Source organism: Nostoc sp. FACHB-892 (assembly GCF_014698795.1).
Lineage (GTDB): Bacteria > Cyanobacteriota > Cyanobacteriia > Cyanobacteriales > Nostocaceae > Nostoc.
In genome coordinates, this window is record NZ_JACJTR010000002.1 from 34,195 (window position 1) to 55,206 (window position 21,012).

14 protein-coding genes and 1 pseudogene are annotated in these 21,012 nt (G+C 42.9%); 7 read left to right on the forward strand and 8 right to left on the reverse strand.

All coding sequences use genetic code 11. The annotated features are described in order from the left end of the window. Positions 1-275: 275 nt before the first annotated feature. The gene (locus H6G96_RS02810; protein ID WP_190910045.1) at positions 276-674 is read right to left on the reverse strand and encodes a transcriptional regulator; all 399 of its coding nucleotides are present in this window, start codon (positions 672-674) and stop codon (positions 276-278) included. A 129-nt stretch (positions 675-803) separates the two neighbouring features. Here H6G96_RS02810 and H6G96_RS02815 point away from each other — a divergent pair, with 129 nt between their 5' ends. Both H6G96_RS02815 and H6G96_RS02820 read left to right on the forward strand, forming a co-directional pair. Continuing rightward, positions 804-1,766 carry a protochlorophyllide reductase gene (locus H6G96_RS02815; protein ID WP_190910046.1) on the forward strand — a complete coding sequence of 321 codons (963 nt, stop codon included), beginning with the start codon at positions 804-806 and terminating at the stop codon, positions 1,764-1,766. Between the two features lie 490 nt (positions 1,767-2,256). Further along, positions 2,257-2,877, forward strand: a complete 621-nt coding sequence (locus H6G96_RS02820) for a TMEM165/GDT1 family protein (RefSeq protein ID WP_190910047.1) — start codon at positions 2,257-2,259, stop codon at positions 2,875-2,877. A 121-nt stretch (positions 2,878-2,998) separates the two neighbouring features. On the opposite strand, the gene H6G96_RS02825 is transcribed toward H6G96_RS02820, so the two are convergent. Beyond that, positions 2,999-3,892 carry a tetratricopeptide repeat protein gene (locus tag H6G96_RS02825; protein ID WP_190910048.1) on the reverse strand — a complete coding sequence of 298 codons (894 nt, stop codon included), beginning with the start codon at positions 3,890-3,892 and terminating at the stop codon, positions 2,999-3,001. A 378-nt stretch (positions 3,893-4,270) separates the two neighbouring features. On the opposite strand from H6G96_RS02825, the gene H6G96_RS02830 reads away from it, so the two are divergent. Then, the gene (locus H6G96_RS02830) at positions 4,271-5,293 is read left to right on the forward strand and encodes a hypothetical protein (RefSeq protein WP_190910049.1); all 1,023 of its coding nucleotides are present in this window, start codon (positions 4,271-4,273) and stop codon (positions 5,291-5,293) included. 60 nt (positions 5,294-5,353) lie between these two features. On the opposite strand, the gene H6G96_RS02835 is transcribed toward H6G96_RS02830, so the two are convergent. The 3 genes from H6G96_RS02835 to H6G96_RS02845 form a co-directional block, all read right to left on the reverse strand. Next, on the reverse strand, positions 5,354-6,523 hold the full coding sequence (locus tag H6G96_RS02835) for a homocysteine biosynthesis protein (protein WP_190910050.1): 1,170 nt from the start codon (positions 6,521-6,523) through the stop codon (positions 5,354-5,356). A 365-nt stretch (positions 6,524-6,888) separates the two neighbouring features. After that, a complete protein-coding gene (metK, locus tag H6G96_RS02840) occupies positions 6,889-8,163 on the reverse strand; it encodes a methionine adenosyltransferase (RefSeq protein WP_190910051.1) in 1,275 nt (424 codons plus the stop codon). Positions 8,164-8,585: 422 nt separating this feature from the next. Then, the gene (locus H6G96_RS02845; protein WP_190910052.1) at positions 8,586-9,590 is read right to left on the reverse strand and encodes a phosphoribulokinase; all 1,005 of its coding nucleotides are present in this window, start codon (positions 9,588-9,590) and stop codon (positions 8,586-8,588) included. A gap of 1,458 nt (positions 9,591-11,048) precedes the next feature. Here H6G96_RS02845 and petH point away from each other — a divergent pair. From petH to H6G96_RS02865, 3 genes and pseudogenes are all read left to right on the forward strand, one after another. Next, positions 11,049-12,359, forward strand: a complete 1,311-nt coding sequence (gene petH / locus H6G96_RS02855) for a ferredoxin--NADP reductase (RefSeq protein ID WP_190910054.1) — start codon at positions 11,049-11,051, stop codon at positions 12,357-12,359. A 182-nt stretch (positions 12,360-12,541) separates the two neighbouring features. Then, positions 12,542-13,828, forward strand: a complete 1,287-nt coding sequence (locus H6G96_RS02860; RefSeq protein ID WP_190910055.1) for a homoserine dehydrogenase — start codon at positions 12,542-12,544, stop codon at positions 13,826-13,828. Positions 13,829-13,901: 73 nt separating this feature from the next. Further along, positions 13,902-13,985: pseudogene (locus H6G96_RS02865) on the forward strand (IS1 family transposase); the annotation flags it as partial. 120 nt (positions 13,986-14,105) lie between these two features. Here H6G96_RS02865 and H6G96_RS02870 read toward each other — a convergent pair. After that, entirely contained in the window at positions 14,106-16,217 is a 2,112-nt protein-coding gene (locus H6G96_RS02870) for a M3 family metallopeptidase (protein ID WP_190910056.1), read from the reverse strand. A 606-nt stretch (positions 16,218-16,823) separates the two neighbouring features. On the opposite strand from H6G96_RS02870, the gene H6G96_RS02875 reads away from it, so the two are divergent. After that, the gene (locus tag H6G96_RS02875; protein ID WP_242063154.1) at positions 16,824-17,780 is read left to right on the forward strand and encodes a hypothetical protein; all 957 of its coding nucleotides are present in this window, start codon (positions 16,824-16,826) and stop codon (positions 17,778-17,780) included. Positions 17,781-18,194: 414 nt separating this feature from the next. Here H6G96_RS02875 and H6G96_RS02880 read toward each other — a convergent pair whose 3' ends face one another. Both H6G96_RS02880 and H6G96_RS02885 read right to left on the reverse strand, forming a co-directional pair. Further along, positions 18,195-20,015: an ABC transporter ATP-binding protein gene (locus tag H6G96_RS02880; RefSeq protein WP_190910057.1), complete on the reverse strand. Its 1,821-nt coding sequence runs from the start codon at positions 20,013-20,015 to the stop codon at positions 18,195-18,197. A gap of 89 nt (positions 20,016-20,104) precedes the next feature. Next, a complete protein-coding gene (locus H6G96_RS02885) occupies positions 20,105-20,905 on the reverse strand; it encodes a DUF6816 family protein (protein WP_190910058.1) in 801 nt (266 codons plus the stop codon). Positions 20,906-21,012: the final 107 nt, after the last annotated feature.

The window sequence follows — 21,012 nt, forward strand, 5'->3', positions numbered from 1 at the left end:
AATTTTTACTAACTATGGTGAATTATCGCTACGTATACTTAATACAGTTTATTAGCAAGGCTCATACTAAATTCTAATGCTATTCATAACCTAAGCAATATTTCTTTGCCAGTGACTTTCTAATCTGTATCAGTCCATCGAGATTTTCCGCTACGACCAAAAGTTGAAAACGCTTTATATTCAAGCTGCTTTGAAGGATTAGATTGCAGTCATAATTTATCAAGATGGGAAATCGAACTGAGTGAAAAGCGATCGCCTATATTTTAAATTGAGGCTTAGATAAACAGGCTAGGTGAAACCTTGAAGTAATCACCAAGCATTTTGGCTTGTGCCTTGCTAATCGAACGCTTACCATTAACAACCTCAGATACCACACCACTTGATCCAATAACCCCTACCAAGTCAGCTTGACGGGTTCCACTTGCTTCCATAATGTGTTGAAGTATCTCATGAAGCACAGATAAATCCATCGGGTAGTTCTGTGTTTCATATACTTCAATAAGCTTCATTAGCAATTTATGTAAAACTCGCTGCTCTAGAGTGCAATTTTTCGCAAAGGTTAGACGCTCTACCACTGTCAACAGACGTTCATACTCCTCTTCCGTCTCAATTACCTTGGGAGCAACTTCAGCTACTAGATTTCGATAAGCAGTTTCGTCAAAAGGAAAAGTCATTTTTCGATTTGCCTTTATCGTATTCTTGGAATGCAGGTTAGTTCAGCCTAATCCAGCATTGGAAAAGCTGGTGACAATGATGGCTCACTGGTGTGAGATCCTAGAGACAGTCAATGGAGGCTCAACAGAATGGAACAACATCACAAGCCAACGGTTGTAATTACAGGTGCTTCTTCAGGAGTCGGTTTGTACGCCGCCAAGGCTCTTGTTGAAAGGGGATGGTATGTAGTGATGGCTTGTAGGGATATAGCGAAGGCTCAACTTGCAGCCCAATCTGTGGGAATCCCGCATCAGGGCAGTTACACCATTATGCATATCGATCTTGGCTCTTTAGAAAGCGTTCGACAATTTGTGAATAACTTTCGAGCAAGCGGCAACTCTCTAGATGCTTTGGTGTGCAACGCCGCAATTTATATGCCCTTAATAAAGGAGCCTTTACGCAGTCCAGAAGGTTACGAGTTAACTGTCACCACAAATCACCTCGGACATTTCCTTTTGTGCAACCTAATGCTTGAGGATCTGAAGAAGTCATCTTCAGAGCCAAGGCTGGTAATTTTAGGAACTGTCACTCACAATCCAGATGAACTGGGTGGGAAGATTCCGCCGCGTCCAGACTTGGGCGATTTACAAGGCTTTGCAGAAGGATTTAAAGAGCCAATCTCGATGATTGATGGCAAGAAGTTTGAACCCGTCAAAGCTTACAAGGACAGCAAAGTTTGCAACGTGCTGACTATGCGGGAACTGCATCGGCGCTATCACGAGTCAACTGGTATCGCCTTTAGCTCTCTTTATCCGGGATGTGTTGCAGAAACGCCACTATTTAGAAACCACTATCCTTTATTTCAGAAAATCTTCCCTTTATTCCAGAAGTACATCACTGGGGGATATGTGTCTCAGGAGTTGGCAGGAGAACGGGTTGCTGCGGTAGTTGCCGATCCTGAGTACAATCAATCTGGTGCTTATTGGAGCTGGGGAAATCGCCAGAAGAAAGATGGCAAGTCCTTTGTGCAAAAAGTCTCTCCTCAAGCCCGCGATGACGAAAAAGGTGATCGCATGTGGGAACTAAGCGCAAAGTTGGTTGGAATTGCTTGATGAAACGGGGTTTGGCCTTACCCTACACAACTACTAGGTTACGCGGTTGTAGCGTGAATTGAGTGTCTACAACAAACTACATCTAACCATTCTTTCATACTACAATCGCAATACATTTCCTTTGATCTGTCCATACCAGCTACCATAAGCCACAAATGATGAATTTTTTCCTCAGTCAACAGTAAAATTGGGCGGTATATGTCACTTCATTTTCTGTACAGTTATACCTCTCCATTCCTTATTCTTGATTTCTACCTTAAAAAGATGTATAATTAGCGTTGCATTGAAGGGGAGTAGCTGCTGGCCAACAAAATGAAAGCCAGTACATCTGAATCAACATACTGGCGATGAGCCTGGTTCAGATGGCAAGTAATCAATATTTGAAAGCGAGACCTTCACTAAGTTCACACCGAAAAGTGTAAACTTGGTGAGGTCTTTTGGTTCTCATCAAGCTTCACATCGGTAAATGATTCTTCAGGAGCTTGAGAGAGTGTTAACAGCTTTTACCGCAGGTTTATTACTAATAACAGTTTCAGAACTAGGCGATAAAACATTTTTTATTGCTGTAATTTTGGCAATGCACCACTCGCGGCGGCTGGTATTTATAGGTGTTACAGCTGCTTTAGCCGCAATGACAATCCTTTCGGTGCTATTTGGACAAGCGGTATCTTTTTTACCAAAAGTTTATATTCATTACGCTGAAATAGTTTTGTTTCTTGCCTTTGGTATCAAGCTGTTATATGACGCGAGTAAGATGTCTGGTGCTGCTTGTGATACAGAAGTTGTACAAGAGGCCGAAGCTGCGGTAAAAAAAGCAGATTTGGAGTTACCAAAGCAAAAGACTTCCTTGGCAATTATCATAGAAGCCTTTGTGTTGACATTTATGGCAGAGTGGGGCGATCGCACCCAAATTGCCACCATTGCCCTGGCAGCAGGTAATAATCCAATTGGAGTGACAATAGGTGCAATTTTAGGACATGCCATTTGTGCTGCGATCGCAGTTATCGGCGGCAAAATGATTGCCGGGCGCATTTCTGAGCGTCAACTCACCCTAATTGGTGGATGCCTGTTTTTGGTATTTGGTATCCTTGCTGCCATTGAAGGAGTGTGAGGGGATAAGCAGAGGGAGATGAGGGAGATGAGGGGGACAAGATGTGAGAACTTGAAACAAGTCTTTCCCCTTGTCCCCAATTCTCCTTGTCCCCAAGTCCTCTTGCCTATGCCCAATGCCCCTACTTCGGAGTACTTTCTAATGCAGGCGCAGGAGATGCAGCCGGATTAGGGATGGGGGAAGCCGTTGCTGCGTTCTTAATTTCATCTTTATACTGAGCAGGTGCTAAAGCTGCGGCGCTATCAAACAAAAGTTTTGCATCTGCGTCTTTGCCCTGTTGTTTCAGGAGCATCGCTTTGGCCACAACAGGGCGAAAATCCTTGGGATCTTTCTTTATTGCCTGGTCATATACAGAGCTAGCTTGAGCATAGCGTTTCTGAGAAGCATGAACAGAACCTAACAAGACCTGCACGGCTACTGTATCTACACTTCCAGGCTGAATTGTATTTGCTTGAGCTGCGTTAGAGAGGGTTTCTTGTAACAAACCAATGGCTGCTTCCGGGCGTTGCTGACTTATCAACAGAGACACCATTCCTTGTAAAGCCTTCAAATCACCTGGTTTGGTGGACAAAATCGAGCGATATGCTTGAGCGGCTCCTTCGCGATCGCCTATTTGCTGTTTGGCTTGAGCCAATAGCACTGAATATTCTGATTGTTCAGGATTCAGCTTGGCTAGCTTTTCTAAAGGTTCAATAACAACTTGGATATCAGCTGGTTTAACCTCAGCTTTTTCTTTTTGACTCAATAGTTGTAGCCGTGCCTGTAATAAGCCCTTGAGTGCAGTTTGGTTTTCCGGTTCCCTTTGCAAAACCAGTTCATAACCCCGTACTTCGTCTTCCAGTTTTGATTTTTGGTCAGAGGAGGGTAAAGTGCCTCTAGTGCTAGCGGTATTCTGGCTTGAGGGTGGCGTATTATTAAATGCTCCAATTATGGGAATCACCGAAACACCCACAAAAGCAAGAATTGCCACTGCCAAGATGACTTGAACTATCCAACGATTGCGCGGTTGAGACACAGTTTTGTCTTTCTCCTGAACTCTAATGACATTATCATTTACACAAATCGTAAAGTTAAAAATTTCCAGAACTTTGCGGAATACCGTTAATTGCCTGTGAATTTTATAACAATTAACTATTTACACTGCTAAAGTAAGTGATGACTTTAGGAGGAGCCATCAGAATTGGAGCTATGATATGCTTCCGAAACTAGTGTAAAGGCGCTAAATTACACGTTTAGTGTTTATACACTCAATTTAGCGCCTTTAGTATTGTATAGAGTAACTTGGTGTGACTTTGTGAAAAGCAAATATACTTTCATCAGTCGCACAAATGCTCTTTTCAGCTGCCTTTGTAAAATCCCACAATGGGATGTGTCTCCGCCGCAAGGAGTTTTTATGAATTCCGACCTGATGCCGTTGCCTGAATCCTCTAATTCTTCTGCCTCTAACCAGGGCCCAACTAAAACAGGGGCAGCCGCTAATGTTAATGTAGCAGCCCAGCCCTCTAAACTTGAAAATTCGCCTGTTAACCCCAGCGAAACTGACTCAAATGGGAACTTGGTCAATCGACAACAACCGATTCCGCCTCCCAGTGAACCGATGCAGTACCGAGCGATCGGCTTAGTCCGGGGTCGCTATCATGCTAGCAGCGAACAATTTACTCAAGGTACGCTGCTGACCACAGATGGTGTAGAACTCAATGCCGTCCTCCTAGGCCGGATTATGAGCTTAGTCAAGAATCATCTAGACTTAGAAAAAGAACACTTGTGGGTAGTATATCCACGTACAAGACAAGAGAATGATACCTTGCACATCCAAATCGTCGGAGTTTGGGAGCCAGAAAATTTGGCTAAAAACTCAACAGATGAGGATGAGTCGGACTTGGACTTGCAAGAGTTACAGACAACCGATGATGGCTTATCGGAAAACTCTGAATTAAGTACAATTTCAACGATCCCCTCATCAGAAGTAGCAGATGGTGGTTTTTCTGTTCGTGGTGAGGTAGTATACCAGTCTTTTGACGCTAAAAGCTTAGTAGTCAAAATTAGGCAGGCTGCACGCAAACCAACTGAGAAACCCAAGTATTTCAAGTTGAAATTGAGGGGTGTGCTGACCACCAAAGCTGTAGGAAAGTTCTGGGATTTCCAAGCCAAGCGAGAAGCTGACGTTTTGATAGTAGAAAAAGCCGAAGCGATCGCTGACTTGCCCAAAAAACGCAAACCACCGTTCAAAGGTGGCCCTCGTGCTGGCGGTGGCGGTGCTGGTGGCAGAAAACCATTCCCTCCCAGACGCAGTGGGGAAACCCCACGTCCTATCAAGAAAACAGGCGTAAGCAGCGACCCTTCTATAGTGTCAAAACCTATACCAAAAACGCCTGCTCCTAAACCTATCAAGCGACCGAAACCGACTCAAGAATAAAGGAGGGGCATAGGGCATGGGGCATTAGAAAAACTCTTCCCCAGCCCCCAGTCCCCAGTATCAAAAATCCGTCCGACGGTCTTGGGGTAAAAAAGATCGCTCCATCGGAATTGGGGAAACTGGCTCTGTGAGGGTAAACGTTCCTGCTTCGATCCACTTTTTCAACTCTAGGGCGACTTGCCTAGAAAAAAACAAACTCGCTAAGGGGGCAGAGCGTATAGCTTTGCCCTCGATAGTGATCCGCCCAGATTTGAGTTGGGCGTAACTCACCAAACCAAAGGTAGGACGGACGCGCCGGGGAATGGAAAAATCCACTATTGGGGCTACTAAGTCTTTATCCTGCACGGCACAATGTTCAACTACTTGTTCATTTAATACAGGTAGTGGTACACCAACGCCTAACATTAATGAGGGACCATAGCTTTTGAAATAACAACCCCGCACCCAATGAGCATCCATTTGCTTGGCATCACCGATTAAAGCTAAAGTGGCGGAAGGGCCAATCGGTGTACGATTAGCTAAACGCTTTTGTAAAGGGAAGTGCTGAGTGCCTTCCCAGGCGACATAGCCAATACCGCCGCCTAAAAAAATTCGAGTCCCTATACCAACGAGTTGTAAATCGGGATCGTTGAGTAAGGGGGAAATAGCACCGGGGTTAGAGTAAACTGCATTCCCTAAACGCGGTTGTAAAGGGCCGAGATAGGTGAAGAGGGGGCGATCGCCACCATTTACACCAACAATAAAATTTTGATAAAGATTGCGCGGATTGAATAAATAAAACTGATTAATCGTTTCATTGGTAATTGTAGTTTCAAAAGTTGCTCTGGGATAACAATCTGTTACTTGTCCTTGCGCTTTTACGTGTATGGGTTTACCAGCGATCAAATCTTCAATTACATGACCGCCGCCACGTTCTCTGACTTCTTCCCCGTCCGTCGTCTCTACGGCAGAACTTGCACCCAAATATAAATCTACTGCCCCAAAACCAGAGTATGCTGGCACGCCATCTAACCAGCAGCGACGAATTTTTATTGGGGGGTCAGTGTGTCCAAGATTGATAATTGCACCACTTGATTCCATCGGCTCAAACGTGCCAGTGGTAATTACATCAACTTCTTTAGCAGCTTTAGTAACACCGATTTCTACAACTCGTGCTTTTAATTCTTCAACTGTCAACACTACCGCACGTTGGCGGCTGATTTTCTCGTTAATTTCTGCAATTGTTCGCATTTTAATCAGTGCTAGCGCTTCCTGCTGTCTTCCTTTATAAACGAGATGGAAATGAACAAAGACCAGTTGGTATCCCAGATACTGGCTTATAACGGTTCTCAGTTGAGTGCGGTACAGACCCTAATTCCCAACCCCTTCCCTACTAGCTTTGGGGAGTAAGATTCAAAGCCTCTCTCCTAAAAGCAGAGAAGAATGGAAGTGAGGTCAAAAATCTACTGCACCCAAGCGATAACCGCTATAAAACCGTACCATGATTAATTTCGGCTTTCGTGCGACAGTTGAAAGATAAATGAGGGTATAGGCAACTTCATAAATTGCCTATACCCTCAAAGATATAAACTAAGTTTTTGTAGTAGCGTATAAGTCTAAGTTAGCGCCTGAGCAACTACTGCCGAAACTGACTCGTTAACCGCTTGCTTCAACAATTCAGCTTTATCGGTCTGTTCCCAAGGTAACTCTAAATCAGGCCGCCCAAAATGACCATAAGCCGCGACGTCCTGATAAAAACGTCCGCCTCGTTCACTTGGTAAGTTGCGTAAATTGAAGGTATGGATAATCCCTGCTGGACGCAGTTCAAAGTGCTTGTTGATTAATTCCAGTAAGGTTTCTTCATCGACTTTGCCAGTGCCAAAGGTATCCACCAGAATGCTTGTTGGTCGCGCTACGCCAATAGCATAAGATAACTGGATTTCAACTTTTTCTGCTAAACCGGCAGCGACAATGTTTTTCGCCACATAACGAGCCGCATAGGCAGCAGAACGGTCTACCTTTGTGGGGTCTTTGCCAGAAAAAGCGCCGCCACCATGCCGTGAATAACCACCGTAGGTATCAACAATTATTTTCCGTCCTGTCAGACCAGAGTCTCCTTGAGGACCACCAACGACAAATTTGCCAGTGGGGTTGACTAGAAAACGTGTCTCTTTATTAGGCTTAACTTCAATGTCGCCAAAAACAGGTTCGACCACTGCTGACCAAAGGTCTTGTTTAATTTTGGCTTGTACAGCCGCCTCATCTGTGATTTCCCCAATACTAGCTGTATGCTGGGTGGAAATTAGAATCGTATCAATACCTACTGGGCGTCCATCTTCATAGACCACAGTTACTTGGGTTTTACCGTCAGGACGCAGGTATGACAATTCACCTGTTTTGCGAACTGCTGCTAATCGGCGAGCAATACGGTGGGCGAGACTGATGGGTAAGGGCATCAGTTCTGGTGTTTCGTTGCTGGCAAAACCAAACATTATACCTTGATCGCCTGCACCAATTTTGTCGAATAGCTCATCACTATCTTGCTGGCGGGTTTCTTGAGCGGTGTTAACGCCTTGGGCAATATCGGGTGATTGTTCGTCTAAAGCCAGCAGAACGCTGGTGCTGTTAGCAGAAAAGCCATTATCGGCATTGGTATAGCCAATTTCGGCAATTTTTTGGCGGGCGAGATTGACGAAATTCACATTGGCTTTGGTGGTTATTTCACCAGTGATTAGCACCAAACCAGTATTAACTACTACTTCGGCAGCGACACGGCTGCTGGGGTCTTGTGTCAGTAGGGCATCTAGAATAGTATCAGAAATCTGATCGCAGATTTTATCTGGATGACCTTCGGTGACTGACTCGGAGGTAAATAAATATCGACGAGACAAAGGAAATTCCTCCTGACTTGAGTTTTTTAGCTGATTAAATGTAGTATTTAGTTCAACTACTTTATTTAACGTGAGTTCAATGAACCTCTCCCTAACTTGAGCTTTAGTTCAAGTTTGTGCCTCTAGGAGTCGAAGAAGGACGGTTTTAGGTAGTAAAATCTTTAAGAGGTTTTTTGATTAAGCTCCTTAGGCGAACACCACATAAGCCGTCGAACTCACGTTAATTTATGAAATCATAACAATATTTATACTTCAGTAGTTAGTATCTTCTTGATATTAATAAAAACCACTAGCCATAAGGTAAGTATCTGTAAAGAAGATAAATTTATGCTAATTATTTTATGGGACAAATGTATTTAATAACACAAAAAAAGGAGGCACCCAGAAGTGCCCCCACAAACTTTGACACAAACACTGCTGCTTTAAACTTGAACTGCTAACTTTGCTTCCGTAGTTGTCAACCGTTCATAAGCAGCACGCATTTTCAAACCTGTAAGCACTTGGAAGAAACCAGTACCATTATTGGAACCTGGATACTCGCGGTGCTGAAGTAACAAGTGAGTCAATTCACCCTGATATTTAGTGGATGTATTGCTGAGATGGGTTTCGATGTAAATTACTTCTTCCAAATTGTCAAATTGACCATCTACCTCTAGTACTGAGACATAGCGACCGTAGTAAACATCTGAACCGTAGTATAGTTGCATACCAGGATAAGAACAGGTCAGTTTGCGTCCACAGGGAGTCCAATTAATTGTTGACCCCTCATCAAACAGGTATGTTGGATCAAAGCCTTCCTTACCTTCCCTTTGGAGCATACGTACTCTTAAGACTCTACGCTCTGTATCGTTTTTGATTAAGTTAGTAGGTAATACTTGGAGAACTACATCGGCAAATTCTCTTTGTGGTTCGATAAACTTTTCAAAGTCAGGTTTGCGGGAATTGATTTGCGCTAAGACATCTTCGTAGCGATGACCGCGTTCAGCCATATCTCGCTGGATTTTCCAAGCAATTTTGACTTCATCGCTAATGTCAAAATAAACACTAAAGTCAATTAGCGATCGCACCCGCTCATCATATAAAGGATGCAGCCCTTCAACAACTATAATGTGATTCGGCTCTATCCGCTCTGGCGGATCAATCAAGCCAGTTTCGTGGTTATAAATCGGCTTATCAATCGTTTGACCACTTTTGAGCGCTTTAATTTGCTCATACATCAGGTCAAAATTGTTTGCTCTAGGGTCTAATGCCGTTATCCCAGTTTCTTTACGCTGTTTGCGATCTAGAGAGTGATAGTCATCCAAGCAAATGACTGTCATTAAATCTTCACCAAACAAATCTATCAAACGACGCAAAAACGTAGATTTCCCGCACCCAGAGTCTCCGGCTACTCCAATCAGTACCACGCGTTCCGGCTTATTTGTCATAAATCTCCTCTAAAATACTAAAATTGTGTCAATATTTTTTCACACAGCAGATTCTGAAGCCAGGAGTTTACCACTTTGGTTTATCCTGCGTTCTTGCTACCTAGCACATCTATAAGACACCAAGCGGGTAGACAACCAAGCAGACAGGAGGTGAGCCACTGCGGTGGACGGGTTACCCGGCATAAAGCAAGTGACGAACCCGAAGGGCACGGAGGTAGGAGGTAGGAGTAACCAATGTTTAAAAGCATGGGAATTAAGCTGTAGACACCTTTTATCTAGCGCCACTTTTCGCTCAATACAGTTCTTATTTTTAAACTGGGCTTTTGACCCAGAATAAAATTTTCATTCATACTTCTTTCCGCCTGCCTTCTGCCCTCTACCTCCTGTCTTCTCTTATAAGTTGCTACTCGTCGGACTAGCCTGAATTTTGGTGCCGGTAAGTATTTAATCCTAGTGGTATATTTGATTTTAACAGAATGGGGTATCCCATACAAGATTGCTGTCAAGAAGAATTAGCGTAGTTCATGAATCATTTTTTTGTGGATTTAGTTGTTAATTTAAAAATGGGGATCAGCACCGCCCATCAGCGTTGCACCATTATCAGTCTGCTACTTGTGACTCTATATAATCAAGACTATGAGGTATAATTTATTATTGTTGGGAATTTTCTAATGCTCCTAAATTGTAATTCCTGCTCGACAATACTTAAGATATTCAAAGCAAAAATCTATCCAACGAATGAGCAAACAACTTGCATTAGTCAAAATATTGGCTGTAAATTTATGGATATGCTCATATAGAAGCGTTGACGTTATGACAAACTACTGATACTGGTTGACAGATTTTTCACATCAAGTGAAACTAATTATAGTTGCTTCAATTACGGTTCTCTCTGTTGTTATCTTTGTAGCTGGAGTTGTCCTAATGATGTGATTATCTTTAGACAAGTCATGAATATAGCTAACAACATTCCGAGAGAGCATTAGATTTGGAAAAGTAAAACCAATCGGAAGAAGACCTTCCGGAATTGGCATTCTCCGATTTAAACCCTTGGAATAAATAAGCACAACCGCAATTTTTAGAAGTCAACTCAGCACTAGCTTCCACTAATCGAAGCAGGCTTCCTACAATATCCGCCCTTTTAAGTTCCTCACTGGGTAGTAAGGTAAAAACTATCTCCCTAAAGGGGTTGGTAGTTAACAAAAAAAAGATTAAATTGACTCTTTATTAACATTCTCCACAAGACTTTTCCTTTACTTTAGAAGGTGAACAGGTGTGTTTTTTGCTATGCCTGCATGTCTTTGGTGAGTGTACTTAGCAAGGCATTAACTTAATGATGCCGTTTTTCCTTCAGGGTCAGTTTTGTGAAACGAAAATCCGGTAAACTAAAGCTGGCAAGGTAGGGGAATAGTTTTTTTCTGAAAAACGGTTAAGTAAATTATCGGAGTGGTAGAACGAATGTACAATCAAGGTGCTGTTGAGGGTGCTGCCAACACAGAATTAGGTAGCCGCATCTTCCTCTATGAAGTGGTGGGTTTGCGTCAGAGCGAAGAAACTGATCAAACTAACTACCCAATTCGTAAAAGTGGCAGTGTGTTCATCAAAGTGCCTTACAACCGCATGAATCAAGAAATGCGACGTATCACTCGTCTAGGCGGCACAATTGTTAGCATCCAGCCTGTAACTGCTCTAGAATCAGTTAATGGTAAAGCCTCATTTGGGAATGCTACAAGCGTTGTCAGCGAGTTAGCTACATCTGGGGAAACTGCTAACAGTGAAGGGAATGGTAAAGCCACACCTGTAAATGCTCATAGTGCTGAAGAGAACAAGGACAAGAAAGGCAACACCATGACTCAAGCGAAAGCCAAAAAAGACCACGGTGACGTTCCTGTTAACACTTACCGCCCCAATGCTCCTTTTATTGGCAAGGTAATATCTAATGAACCGCTAGTCAAAGAAGGCGGTATTGGTATTGTTCAACACCTTAAATTTGACCTGTCTGGCAGTGATTTGAAGTATATAGAAGGTCAAAGTATTGGGATTATTCCACCAGGAGTAGACAAGAACGGTAAGCCGGAAAAACTCAGACTATATTCCATCGCCTCAACTCGTCATGGCGATGATGTAGATGATAAAACAGTATCACTGTGCGTTCGCCAATTGGAGTACAAGCATCCAGAAACTAGCGAAACAGTTTACGGTGTTTGCTCTACGCACCTGTGTTTCCTCAAGCCAGGGGAAGAGGTAAAAATTACAGGGCCTGTGGGTAAGGAAATGTTGTTACCCAATGACCCTGAAGCTAATGTAATTATGATGGCAACCGGAACAGGTATTGCGCCGATGCGGGCTTATCTGTGGCGGCAGTTTAAAGATGCGGAAAGAGCAGCTAACCCAGATTACCAATTTAAAGGATTCTCTTGGTTAATATTTGGTGTACCAACAACTCCAAACCTCTTATATAAGGAAGAACTGGAAGAAATTCAACAAAAATATCCTGATAACTTCCGCCTAACTGCTGCTATCAGCCGCGAACAGAAAAATCCTCAAGGCGGTAGAATGTATATCCAAGACCGCGTAGCTGAACACGCAGATGAATTGTGGCAGTTGATTAAAAATGAAAAAACTCATACCTACATCTGCGGTTTACGCGGTATGGAAGAAGGCATCGATGCAGCCTTAACTGCTGCTGCTGCTAAAGAAGGTGTAACCTGGAGTGATTATCAGAAGCAACTCAAGAAAGCTGGCCGCTGGCACGTAGAAACTTACTAAATTAGTCATTAGTCATTTGTACTGAGCGAAGTCGAAGTATTAGTTTTAGACAAAGGACGAAGGGCGTAGATGCCCTCCGGGCATCTACCCGAAGGGCAGGACAAATGACAAAGGAAGCGGGATAATCAGTAGGTAGGGCAAACGCTCTACCTACAATTGTTATTGGTGAAATTGGGTGCAAAATGGGTGTGAGACTAGGAATACTGGGATTAGGCACCGTGGGAACGGGAACAGTGCAGTTGTTGCAAGATAGCGCTGGGCGTCACCCATTGTTGCAAGAGATAGAAATCTATCGAGTGGGAGTGCGATCGCTCGATAAACCCCGTGCAATAGAATTATCTACGGAAGTTTTAACAACAGATTTAGAAGCTATTGTCAACGATCCGGCGGTAGATATAGTTGTGGAAGTGATAGGTGGGCTGGAGCCGGCGCGATCGCTCATCCTCAAAGCCTTAAGTAATGGTAAGCACGTAGTTACCGCCAATAAAGCAGCGATCGCTCGCTTTGGAGCAGAAATTTTCACAACTGCCAATCAAGCAGGCGTATACGTGATGCTAGAAGCTGCGGTAGGTGGTGGTATTCCGGTGATTCAACCCCTAAAGCAGTCTTTAAGTGTTAACCGTATTCATACTGTAATAGGCATCGTAAACGGTACAACAAACTACATCCTGACGCGGATGCAAACAGAAGGCAGCAACTTCAGCGATGTCCTAGCTGATGCCCAGCGCTTGGGTTATGCTGAGGCTGACCCTACAGCCGATGTTGATGGCTTAGACGCAGCCGATAAAATTGCTATCCTGGCATCATTAGGCTTTGATGGACGCATAAACTTACAAGATGTATATACTGAGGGCATTCGGCAAGTCAGCAAAACAGATATTGCCTACGCTGAAAAATTGGGATTTGTGATTAAATTGTTAGCGATTGCTAAACGTGATACTCCCTCATCTCCTCTCTCGGTCAGAGTTCATCCTACCTTAGTGCCCCAAGCCCACCCTTTGGCTAGCATCAACGGTGTTTACAACGCCATTCTTGTCGAAGGAGAACCAATTGGCCAGGTAATGTTTTTTGGCCCCGGTGCTGGTGCTGGCGCAACCGCCAGTGCTGTCACATCAGATATTTTGAATTTAGTTGCTGTCCTCAAAACCAATACAGCAGTTGCAAATCCCTTACTAACTTGTGGACATCAAGAATACTGTCAAATTGCACCAATGGCAGAATTGATAACTCGGTTTTACGCCCGTTTCCTCACCAATGACCAACCTGGAGTTATCGGTAAATTGGGGACTTGCTTTGGTAACTATGGCGTTAGCTTAGAGTCAGTTGTCCAAACTGGTTTTCAAGGGGAACTCGCAGAGATTGTGGTTGTTACCCATGATGTGCCAGAAGGTAATTTTAGGCAAGCTTTGGCAGAAATTCAGAATTTATCAGCGATCGAAAGTATTCCCAGCTTACTGCGTGTACTTTAAGATCACATGAATAGCGATCGCTCGGTATTGAATCAGAGCTTTAAGTATTTGCTTGACGTTGCATAATTAAGAAATGAACTGTCCACATTGTGCATCCAACTTTATCCGTAAGAACGGGCATCGTCGTGATAAACAGAACTACATCTGTGTCTCTTGCGACGTGCACTACCTCCATTAAGGAGAGAGACTTTGAATTTTCCCCCTTCCCGTGTCGGGAAGGGGGTTAGGCGATCGCTAAGGATTGTTTGTGAAAATTTTATGCAAATAGGGACGTTGTTTAGTTTACAGCAGCACTGACTAAACCATTGTGCCTGAGCAAAGCGATCGTACTTGGTTCACGACCTCGGAAAGTTTTAAACACCTCCATTGGATGCTGACCACCACCGAGCGCCAGTACTGTATCGCGATAACGTCGACCTGTAGCTTTTATAGCCTCTTCATTTTCTAACCCAGCTTCTTCAAAAGCGGCAAAAGCGTCAGCGCTCAGTACTTCTGCCCACTTGTAACTGTAGTAACCTGCTGCATAACCACCCTCAAAAATATGTCCAAAAGCACATAAAATGGCATCTTCTGGAAGTGGTGGTAATACAGTAGTAGTCTTGGCTATACGATGACGCACATCTGACGGAGTTTCATTACTACCAGGGTGATAGCGGTAGTGTAATTCTAAATCAAGACTGCTCAGGTGGATCTGCCGCAACATGGCAGTACCACTCATATAATTACGCGCCGCTAGCAGCTTTTGATAATAATGCTCCGGTAGGGCTTCACCAGTTTCATAATGCTTCGCCATTCCAAAGAAAGTAGGTCGTTCATAGCACCAGTTTTCCATAAACTGGCTAGGTAATTCTACTGCATCCCACTCCACATTATTGATGCCTGCGGCTCCAGGATAATCAACTTTCGTAAGCAGATGATGCAATCCATGACCAAACTCGTGGAACAAAGTCTCTACTTCATAGAAGGTCATCAAACTAGGTTTACCATCTACAGGAGGACTTTGATTACACACCAAATAAGCTACAGGTAAGCGGATGGCAGTGGCACCATTTTCAGTGATTTTGGCGCGATTGATGCACACATCCATCCAAGCACCACCACGTTTCTCGGCTGGACGGCTGTAAGGGTCTAAGTAAAAGTAGGCTATGGGAGAACCAGTTTCGTCAGCAATTTGGAAATAACGGACATCCTCATGCCATACTGGCGCTTGACCATCGGCAGAGGTAACAGTAACGCCAAACAGCCGCTTGACTAGTCCAAATAAGCCGTCTAACACTTGGGGAAGAGGGAAGTAGGGACGCAATTCTTCAGAGGTAAAAGCAAATTTTGCTTCTCGTTGGCGTTCTGCCCAAAAGCTGATATCCCAGTGTTTTAAATCCTCTGCTTCTGCTGCTCCCTGTGCTGCCGCAAAACCTTTGAGTTCTGCCAAATCTTTGACAGCAGCATCATAACTAGCGCGGCGTAGCTCTTCTAATAGGGCGTTGATTGCCTCAACGTTGGGAGCCATTTTACTCGCCAGGCTCAATTGAGCAAAACTTTTAAAGCCTAGTATATCTGCGAGTTCTTGGCGTAATTTTAAAATGCGCTCAATTAAGGGGTTGTTATCCAAATCGCCAGCAGAAGCGCGGGTGATATGAGCTTTATAGAGCTTTTCGCGCAAATCTCTACGGGTACTGTGCTGCATGAAAGGGCCATAGCTGGGGAAGTCCAAAGTAATCCGCCACGGGCCATTTTCTGGTGTGGCATCGCTTTCGCCAGCCGCACGAGCCGCTTGGGCCGCTAAACTTACTAAGCTTGGTGGTAAACCCTCAATTTCAGCTTGTGTTGTTAGGGTTAAGCTGAAGGCTTTAGTGGCATCAAGTACATGGTTAGAGAATTTGGTAGAAAGTTCTGCTAACTCCATTTGGATGGCGTTGAAACGCTCTCTTGCCTCTCCTTCTAAGCCAACACCAGAAAGTTCTGCATCTCGAATAGCGGCTTCTACAATGCGTTGTTGCGCTAATTCTAAAGTTGCCCAACTATCACTAGTGCGGAGTGCCTTAAAAGCATTATAGATAGGTTTGCTTTGACCAAGCTTATTGATAAATTGTACTACTAGCGGCTGTACGATTTCATGAGCTTCGCGCAGTTCTGGGCCATTTTTAACACCCATTAAATGATTTACCACCCCCCAACTCCATGTAAGCCGTTCTGTCAGCTTTTCTAAGGGTTCTACTAAACCACTCCAAGTAGGCTCTACATTAGTCTCTAAGGTGGTAAGCTGCTGGTCAAGTTCTGCCAGCAACTCATTGAAGGCTGGTACTACTCGTTCTGGTTTAATCTCTGCAAAGGGAGGTAAACCAGTGCCTTGGAGTAAGGGATTGTTGGAAATAATGGTACTTGCACTCATGGTTTTGTGTGAACTGCGAACGAATAAAAATCATTGTTGATTTTTAGTTATATATCTTCTAATGTAGCGATCGCTGTCTTGAATAGTCTTGTAATTCTGGCAAAAAGGCAAAAAAAGCGAAAATTACTGAGAAAATTGTCCTGATACAACTATTTTGTTTAGTTTGTGAACAATATCTGACGAGGTAACAGTTCCAGAAATATCAGCGTCAGTCTGTGAGTTGAAATAAAACTTAAAAGCGCTTGGTGTTGACCCTGATATTATTTAGCCATAGATTTGCGATCGCTCTTGGCAGGTGCTTCGCATAGTCGTACAAGCAAAGGCGATGCCTATGGCGGGCTACGCCTACGTAAAAAGACAACTCTAATGTAATATGTCAAACAGGTAGCTCGTCCACCAGCATGGGTGTTATCCTGAAAACGCAGTTTCAGCCCAATAATCCCACGCTTTCAAGGCGTGAGAGTGTCAAATTAACTTAGCGTAATCGAGCATCCTTGCCAAACTGAAAAGGGAGGCTCTATATTTATGATTTTATTTGGCAACTCATCTTTTTACTCGTAAAATCGAAAACAAGATCAAGGTCAGTAGAAAAGAGTCCCTAAATTAATGAATACGTTAATCAGCCAGGGTGGAAGAGCTATCACTAAATTTCAGATGGTAGACCGGATAAATGATATTGCTTGGCAAGCTCACCAAGGTAGCGTTGCTGCGATTATTCAGCTATTGAACGAAAAGCTAGCTAAGTCTGGTGTCAGAACTAGAGCCATTTTTTCTGATGGTGTCTTACAACTTCTATGCGAGGCGGCTAGGGTAGAGCAACTTGAACAATCTTCCCTCGTAGAACAAATCCAGCAAATTCTTGATTCTATTGCTCCGCGTTACATTCGCCGAGTCAATATCAACAGTCGAATTGTTCGAGAACAACAATTGCTTTGGTTAAAGGAAATAGATAGCGATCGCGACAACCAAGTGCTTTGGTCACAAGAAATTGCATTAGTTCAGCCCAATATTGTCAAGCAACTAATTAAAGATTTCACAGAAGCTCAAGCTGAACTAGGAAAACCAAATTTCCCTAAAACTCCAGTCTCTCGCCCTTTAGTACTTATTAACAAAGAAAAACACCAGAATCAACCTAAAACAAAAATCTTAGCCGCATCTGGTTTATGCTTACTGTTACTGCTTAGTTGGGTTGTTTATGCCCAGTTAGGTAATAACCTCAAAAACTTAATACACCTACAAACCTCCAAATCTTTAACTACAGAAAATACTAACGGTAAGCAAACCCAAACTCCATCTCCTACTCTTAACAATAACCTTTCTGAGCCGTCTGATGGCCCATTTGCAATCTCTGTGCGAATTGCCAACCAAGCTTCTGCATCTGGGAAAACAGCCACAACCTCAACTCAGTGGTTAGAGATCGCCGCTAAGTGGCAACGGGCTTCAGATTTAATGGCTACGGTGCCACAAAAACATAGCCGTTATCAGGAAGCTAAGATTCGTACTCAACTATATAAAAAATACAGTGAGGCGGCACAGAAAGAAGCTGATAAGAGTAAATCTTAGTTTTTTACTGATCAGCTTTATTTACAATTCCTAGCTCTAATTTATCAAGCTTGTTAATCACTTTTGAAAAACTAGTAGTTTCTTCCTTGAATTGAGGAATAATCTCATCAAGGGGGTTCTAATTATTTTGATGTACCTCTAAAACTTGAATTAAAGTTTGATTAGCTTTTTGAATATCTACTGTCAAATTAGTTAATTTTTGACTACAACGCTGAACTTCTATCACTGCTATTTCAATCAATTAGGTTGCCTGGGCTAAACTTACAGCAGATCGTGAAAGTTTTCCTTTCATAGTAGTCAAAACAGTCTTGTACAAAATACTGTTGGGTAAAATTAAAAAAATCGACCTTTGTCAATAAGGTCGATTAAATCAAGGGTCAATTTAAAATCCAATATCCAAAATGTGTATGTTCCCTAACTCAGGAGTTCTCCTGTTTCTTGTAGGGAGTGCAAACGGCGGTAAATACCTTCGTGACGCAAGAGTTCATCGTGGCTACCCACTTCTACAATTCTTCCTTGCTCCAGAACCACAATTTTATCGGCTTCCCGCACTGTACTTAGACGGTGGGCGATAACAATAGTGGTGCAAGTACCCTGAATAGATCGCATTGCTAGCTGGATTGAACGCTCAGACTCATAATCTAAACTAGAGGTGGCTTCGTCAAAAATTAGAACGTCTGGTTCCACTAGCAACGCCCTAGCAATTCCTAACCGTTGTCTTTGTCCTCCAGATAACCTGACACCTCGTTCCCCCACAACGGTGTAATAACCTTTGGGTAAATGCTGCACTACTTCATCGACTCTGGCAATTCTACAGGCTTTCTGAACCTGCTCCAAACTAGCATTCGGTCTACCGTAGGTGAGATTATCCAATATGGTACCGTTGAAAACGTCTACTTCTTGATGAACGATCGCTAGCCTTCGTCTATACTTACCCACATCCAAAGTCCGAATATCTTGACCATCAATTAGAATTTGACCTTCTTGAGGTTCAAAATATCGCAACAGCAATTTCACTAAAGTAGACTTACCAGAACCGGAACGCCCCACTAATGCCACTGTTTGGTATGGCTCAATCAACAAGTTAATATCTTGTAAAACTTGACGCTTGGCATCATATCCAAAACTGAGGTGCGATAACTCAACTTTTCCAGTAAATTTATAAGGTGATTCTGTCTGGTTGCTCTCTTCTAAAAGACTAGCTGAATCAGATGCAGTTGGCTCTTGCAGAAATTCGTGAAAGCGCAGCATGGGAGAATAACGACGGGCAAAAACTTCTGCCAAATTACTAATAGGTTCTAACTCGGCATAAGCCATGCTAGAAAGAGTTAAGGTCATGACAAAGTGACCGAGAGAAATTCTCCCATCTACTGTTGCTGCTAAAGTCAAACCCAGGATTGTAAACACACAAAACTGAATTACGGTTCTTTGCCAAGTAGCCAGTATCGTATAACCTTTGTGAATGCGATCCTCAACTACCCTCAGTTCACGATCCAAACGTTGCTTTTGCCGTTTCAGTTCCCTAGCTTCTCTAGCAAATGCTTTCACCGTTTTGATATTAGTGATTAATTCAGAAGTACGGCTTTCAGTGTCCTCTCCGTATTTATCCAGAATAGTTTCGTGCCCAATCAACCGTTGTAAATCCTTCAAAGTTAAGCTAAGGATAACTACAAAGGAAATTAGATATAGAACTGCAATTCGCCATTCAATCACCAAAATAAACAAGAAAATTCCTAGTACACGAGCTAGTTTAGGAATCAACTGTCCGGCAACTTCAGGGTAACTAAAAGTATGGTTAGAAATACCTCTTGCTATTCTTCCAGCAATGCGCCCGGGGTTATTTTCATCATAAAATTCCAGTGGTAGAGTCAGAATTTTTTCTATAGCTGTTTGAGCTTTCTCCCGACGCACCCTTAAAGGTATATCCCAATGAAACCAAGTGCTTAACCACGGTTGTGTTGGCGCTTTCACTACGGTGACAACGAAAATTAAACCCAGTAAGACACCCAAAGATAGAGTTTTATTGACTGGGTAATTGGTGATGTTTGAAAAAGTTGCGATCGCATTTTGAAGTGGTCTATCCAAAGGTTGATTAGACAAAACGTTTAAAATCTGCCCGATCGCGTAAGGTACAGCTAAATCAATAACTTCGTAAATGCTAGATGCTGTAATACTGAAAACACTCAGCTTCCAGTAAGAGCGAAAGTAATTGACAATATCTTGAAATTTGGCCATGATGCACACCGTCCAAGAGCGCGATCTTGAGCTTGAAATTTATATATTACAGATATACTACAAAATAATCAAGGGTTAATCAGTCTAAATCACTCCTTTGGAGTAGTGGGCATTTGTGCGGGGATAAATTCTAGGCGATAGCGATAGAGAGCAACTGGTTGAGAACCAGCTTTAAAGTAATCAGGATCTTGGGGTGAAAGATAGACAGCAGTAACTTGATCAGCCTCAATTGCCGGATTAGCTGTTGGAAGTTTATGATAAGCGGTGGTAGATTCTACAGAGTTTAAATAAGGGCGTGAACCGCCTTTAAATAGTTGTTGAAACACTTCTGTAGTGATGAACTTGCCATCAAGGGTAGTTTCTGTAGCTCGTGCAGTTACAATGGAAACTAATTGGCGACTGCTACGCAAAAAGGTAATCTGACGATTAGGTGAATCTGGATCTACTTTGACTAATAAAACTGCTTCATCTCCTAAATAAGCTCTTGCCAAATTCAAGCTATTAAATGCTCTATCAGCTACTAAAATTGGGGATCTATTATCTATATGAGGTAATATTTTCAACCCGGTAATTGATGGCTGTTCTTTGACAAATCTTACTACAAAACTCACAGGCTGATTTAATTGTCGGCGATTACCTTCAAATCCTGGAGTTACGATTTCTGGTGCTAAAGGTGCAGCTAAATCTACCAAAGTACTTCTAACTTGCCAAGAACCAGCCATCCATTCAGGGTAAACCAAATCACCCGAAGCAGGTTGTACTGAAGTTAATTTTTCCCATTGAGGAAAATTTGCTAACCGTTCAGATAACTCTCCTGCAAAAGCATCGCCACCCCAAAAAAGGAATAAAAGCAGCAAGCAAAAACCCCAAATCGCCTTTATTGTAAGCATTAGCAGTTTTGTATTTAACGTTTATTATTTATCGATTAAAACTTAAGTAAGTTTGTGTAAAAATTAAAACTTTGTAGTAAAATATTTGACTTTACAATCCCAAACTA

Bases quoted from the DNA above. Each gene is read 5' to 3' on its own strand.
- H6G96_RS02810 (WP_190910045.1), bottom strand. From the start codon at position 674: ATGACTTTTCCTTTTGACGAAACTGCTTATCGAAATCTAGTAGCTGAA.
- H6G96_RS02815 (WP_190910046.1), top strand. From the start codon at position 804: ATGGAACAACATCACAAGCCAACGGTTGTAATTACAGGTGCTTCTTCA.
- H6G96_RS02830 (WP_190910049.1), top strand. From the start codon at position 4,271: ATGAATTCCGACCTGATGCCGTTGCCTGAATCCTCTAATTCTTCTGCC.
- H6G96_RS02835 (WP_190910050.1), bottom strand. From the start codon at position 6,523: ATGCGAACAATTGCAGAAATTAACGAGAAAATCAGCCGCCAACGTGCG.
- H6G96_RS02845 (WP_190910052.1), bottom strand. From the start codon at position 9,590: ATGACAAATAAGCCGGAACGCGTGGTACTGATTGGAGTAGCCGGAGAC.
- petH (WP_190910054.1), top strand. From the start codon at position 11,049: ATGTACAATCAAGGTGCTGTTGAGGGTGCTGCCAACACAGAATTAGGT.
- H6G96_RS02860 (WP_190910055.1), top strand. From the start codon at position 12,542: ATGGGTGTGAGACTAGGAATACTGGGATTAGGCACCGTGGGAACGGGA.
- H6G96_RS02870 (WP_190910056.1), bottom strand. From the start codon at position 16,217: ATGAGTGCAAGTACCATTATTTCCAACAATCCCTTACTCCAAGGCACT.
- H6G96_RS02875 (WP_242063154.1), top strand. From the start codon at position 16,824: ATGAATACGTTAATCAGCCAGGGTGGAAGAGCTATCACTAAATTTCAG.
- H6G96_RS02880 (WP_190910057.1), bottom strand. From the start codon at position 20,015: ATGGCCAAATTTCAAGATATTGTCAATTACTTTCGCTCTTACTGGAAG.
- H6G96_RS02885 (WP_190910058.1), bottom strand. From the start codon at position 20,905: ATGCTTACAATAAAGGCGATTTGGGGTTTTTGCTTGCTGCTTTTATTC.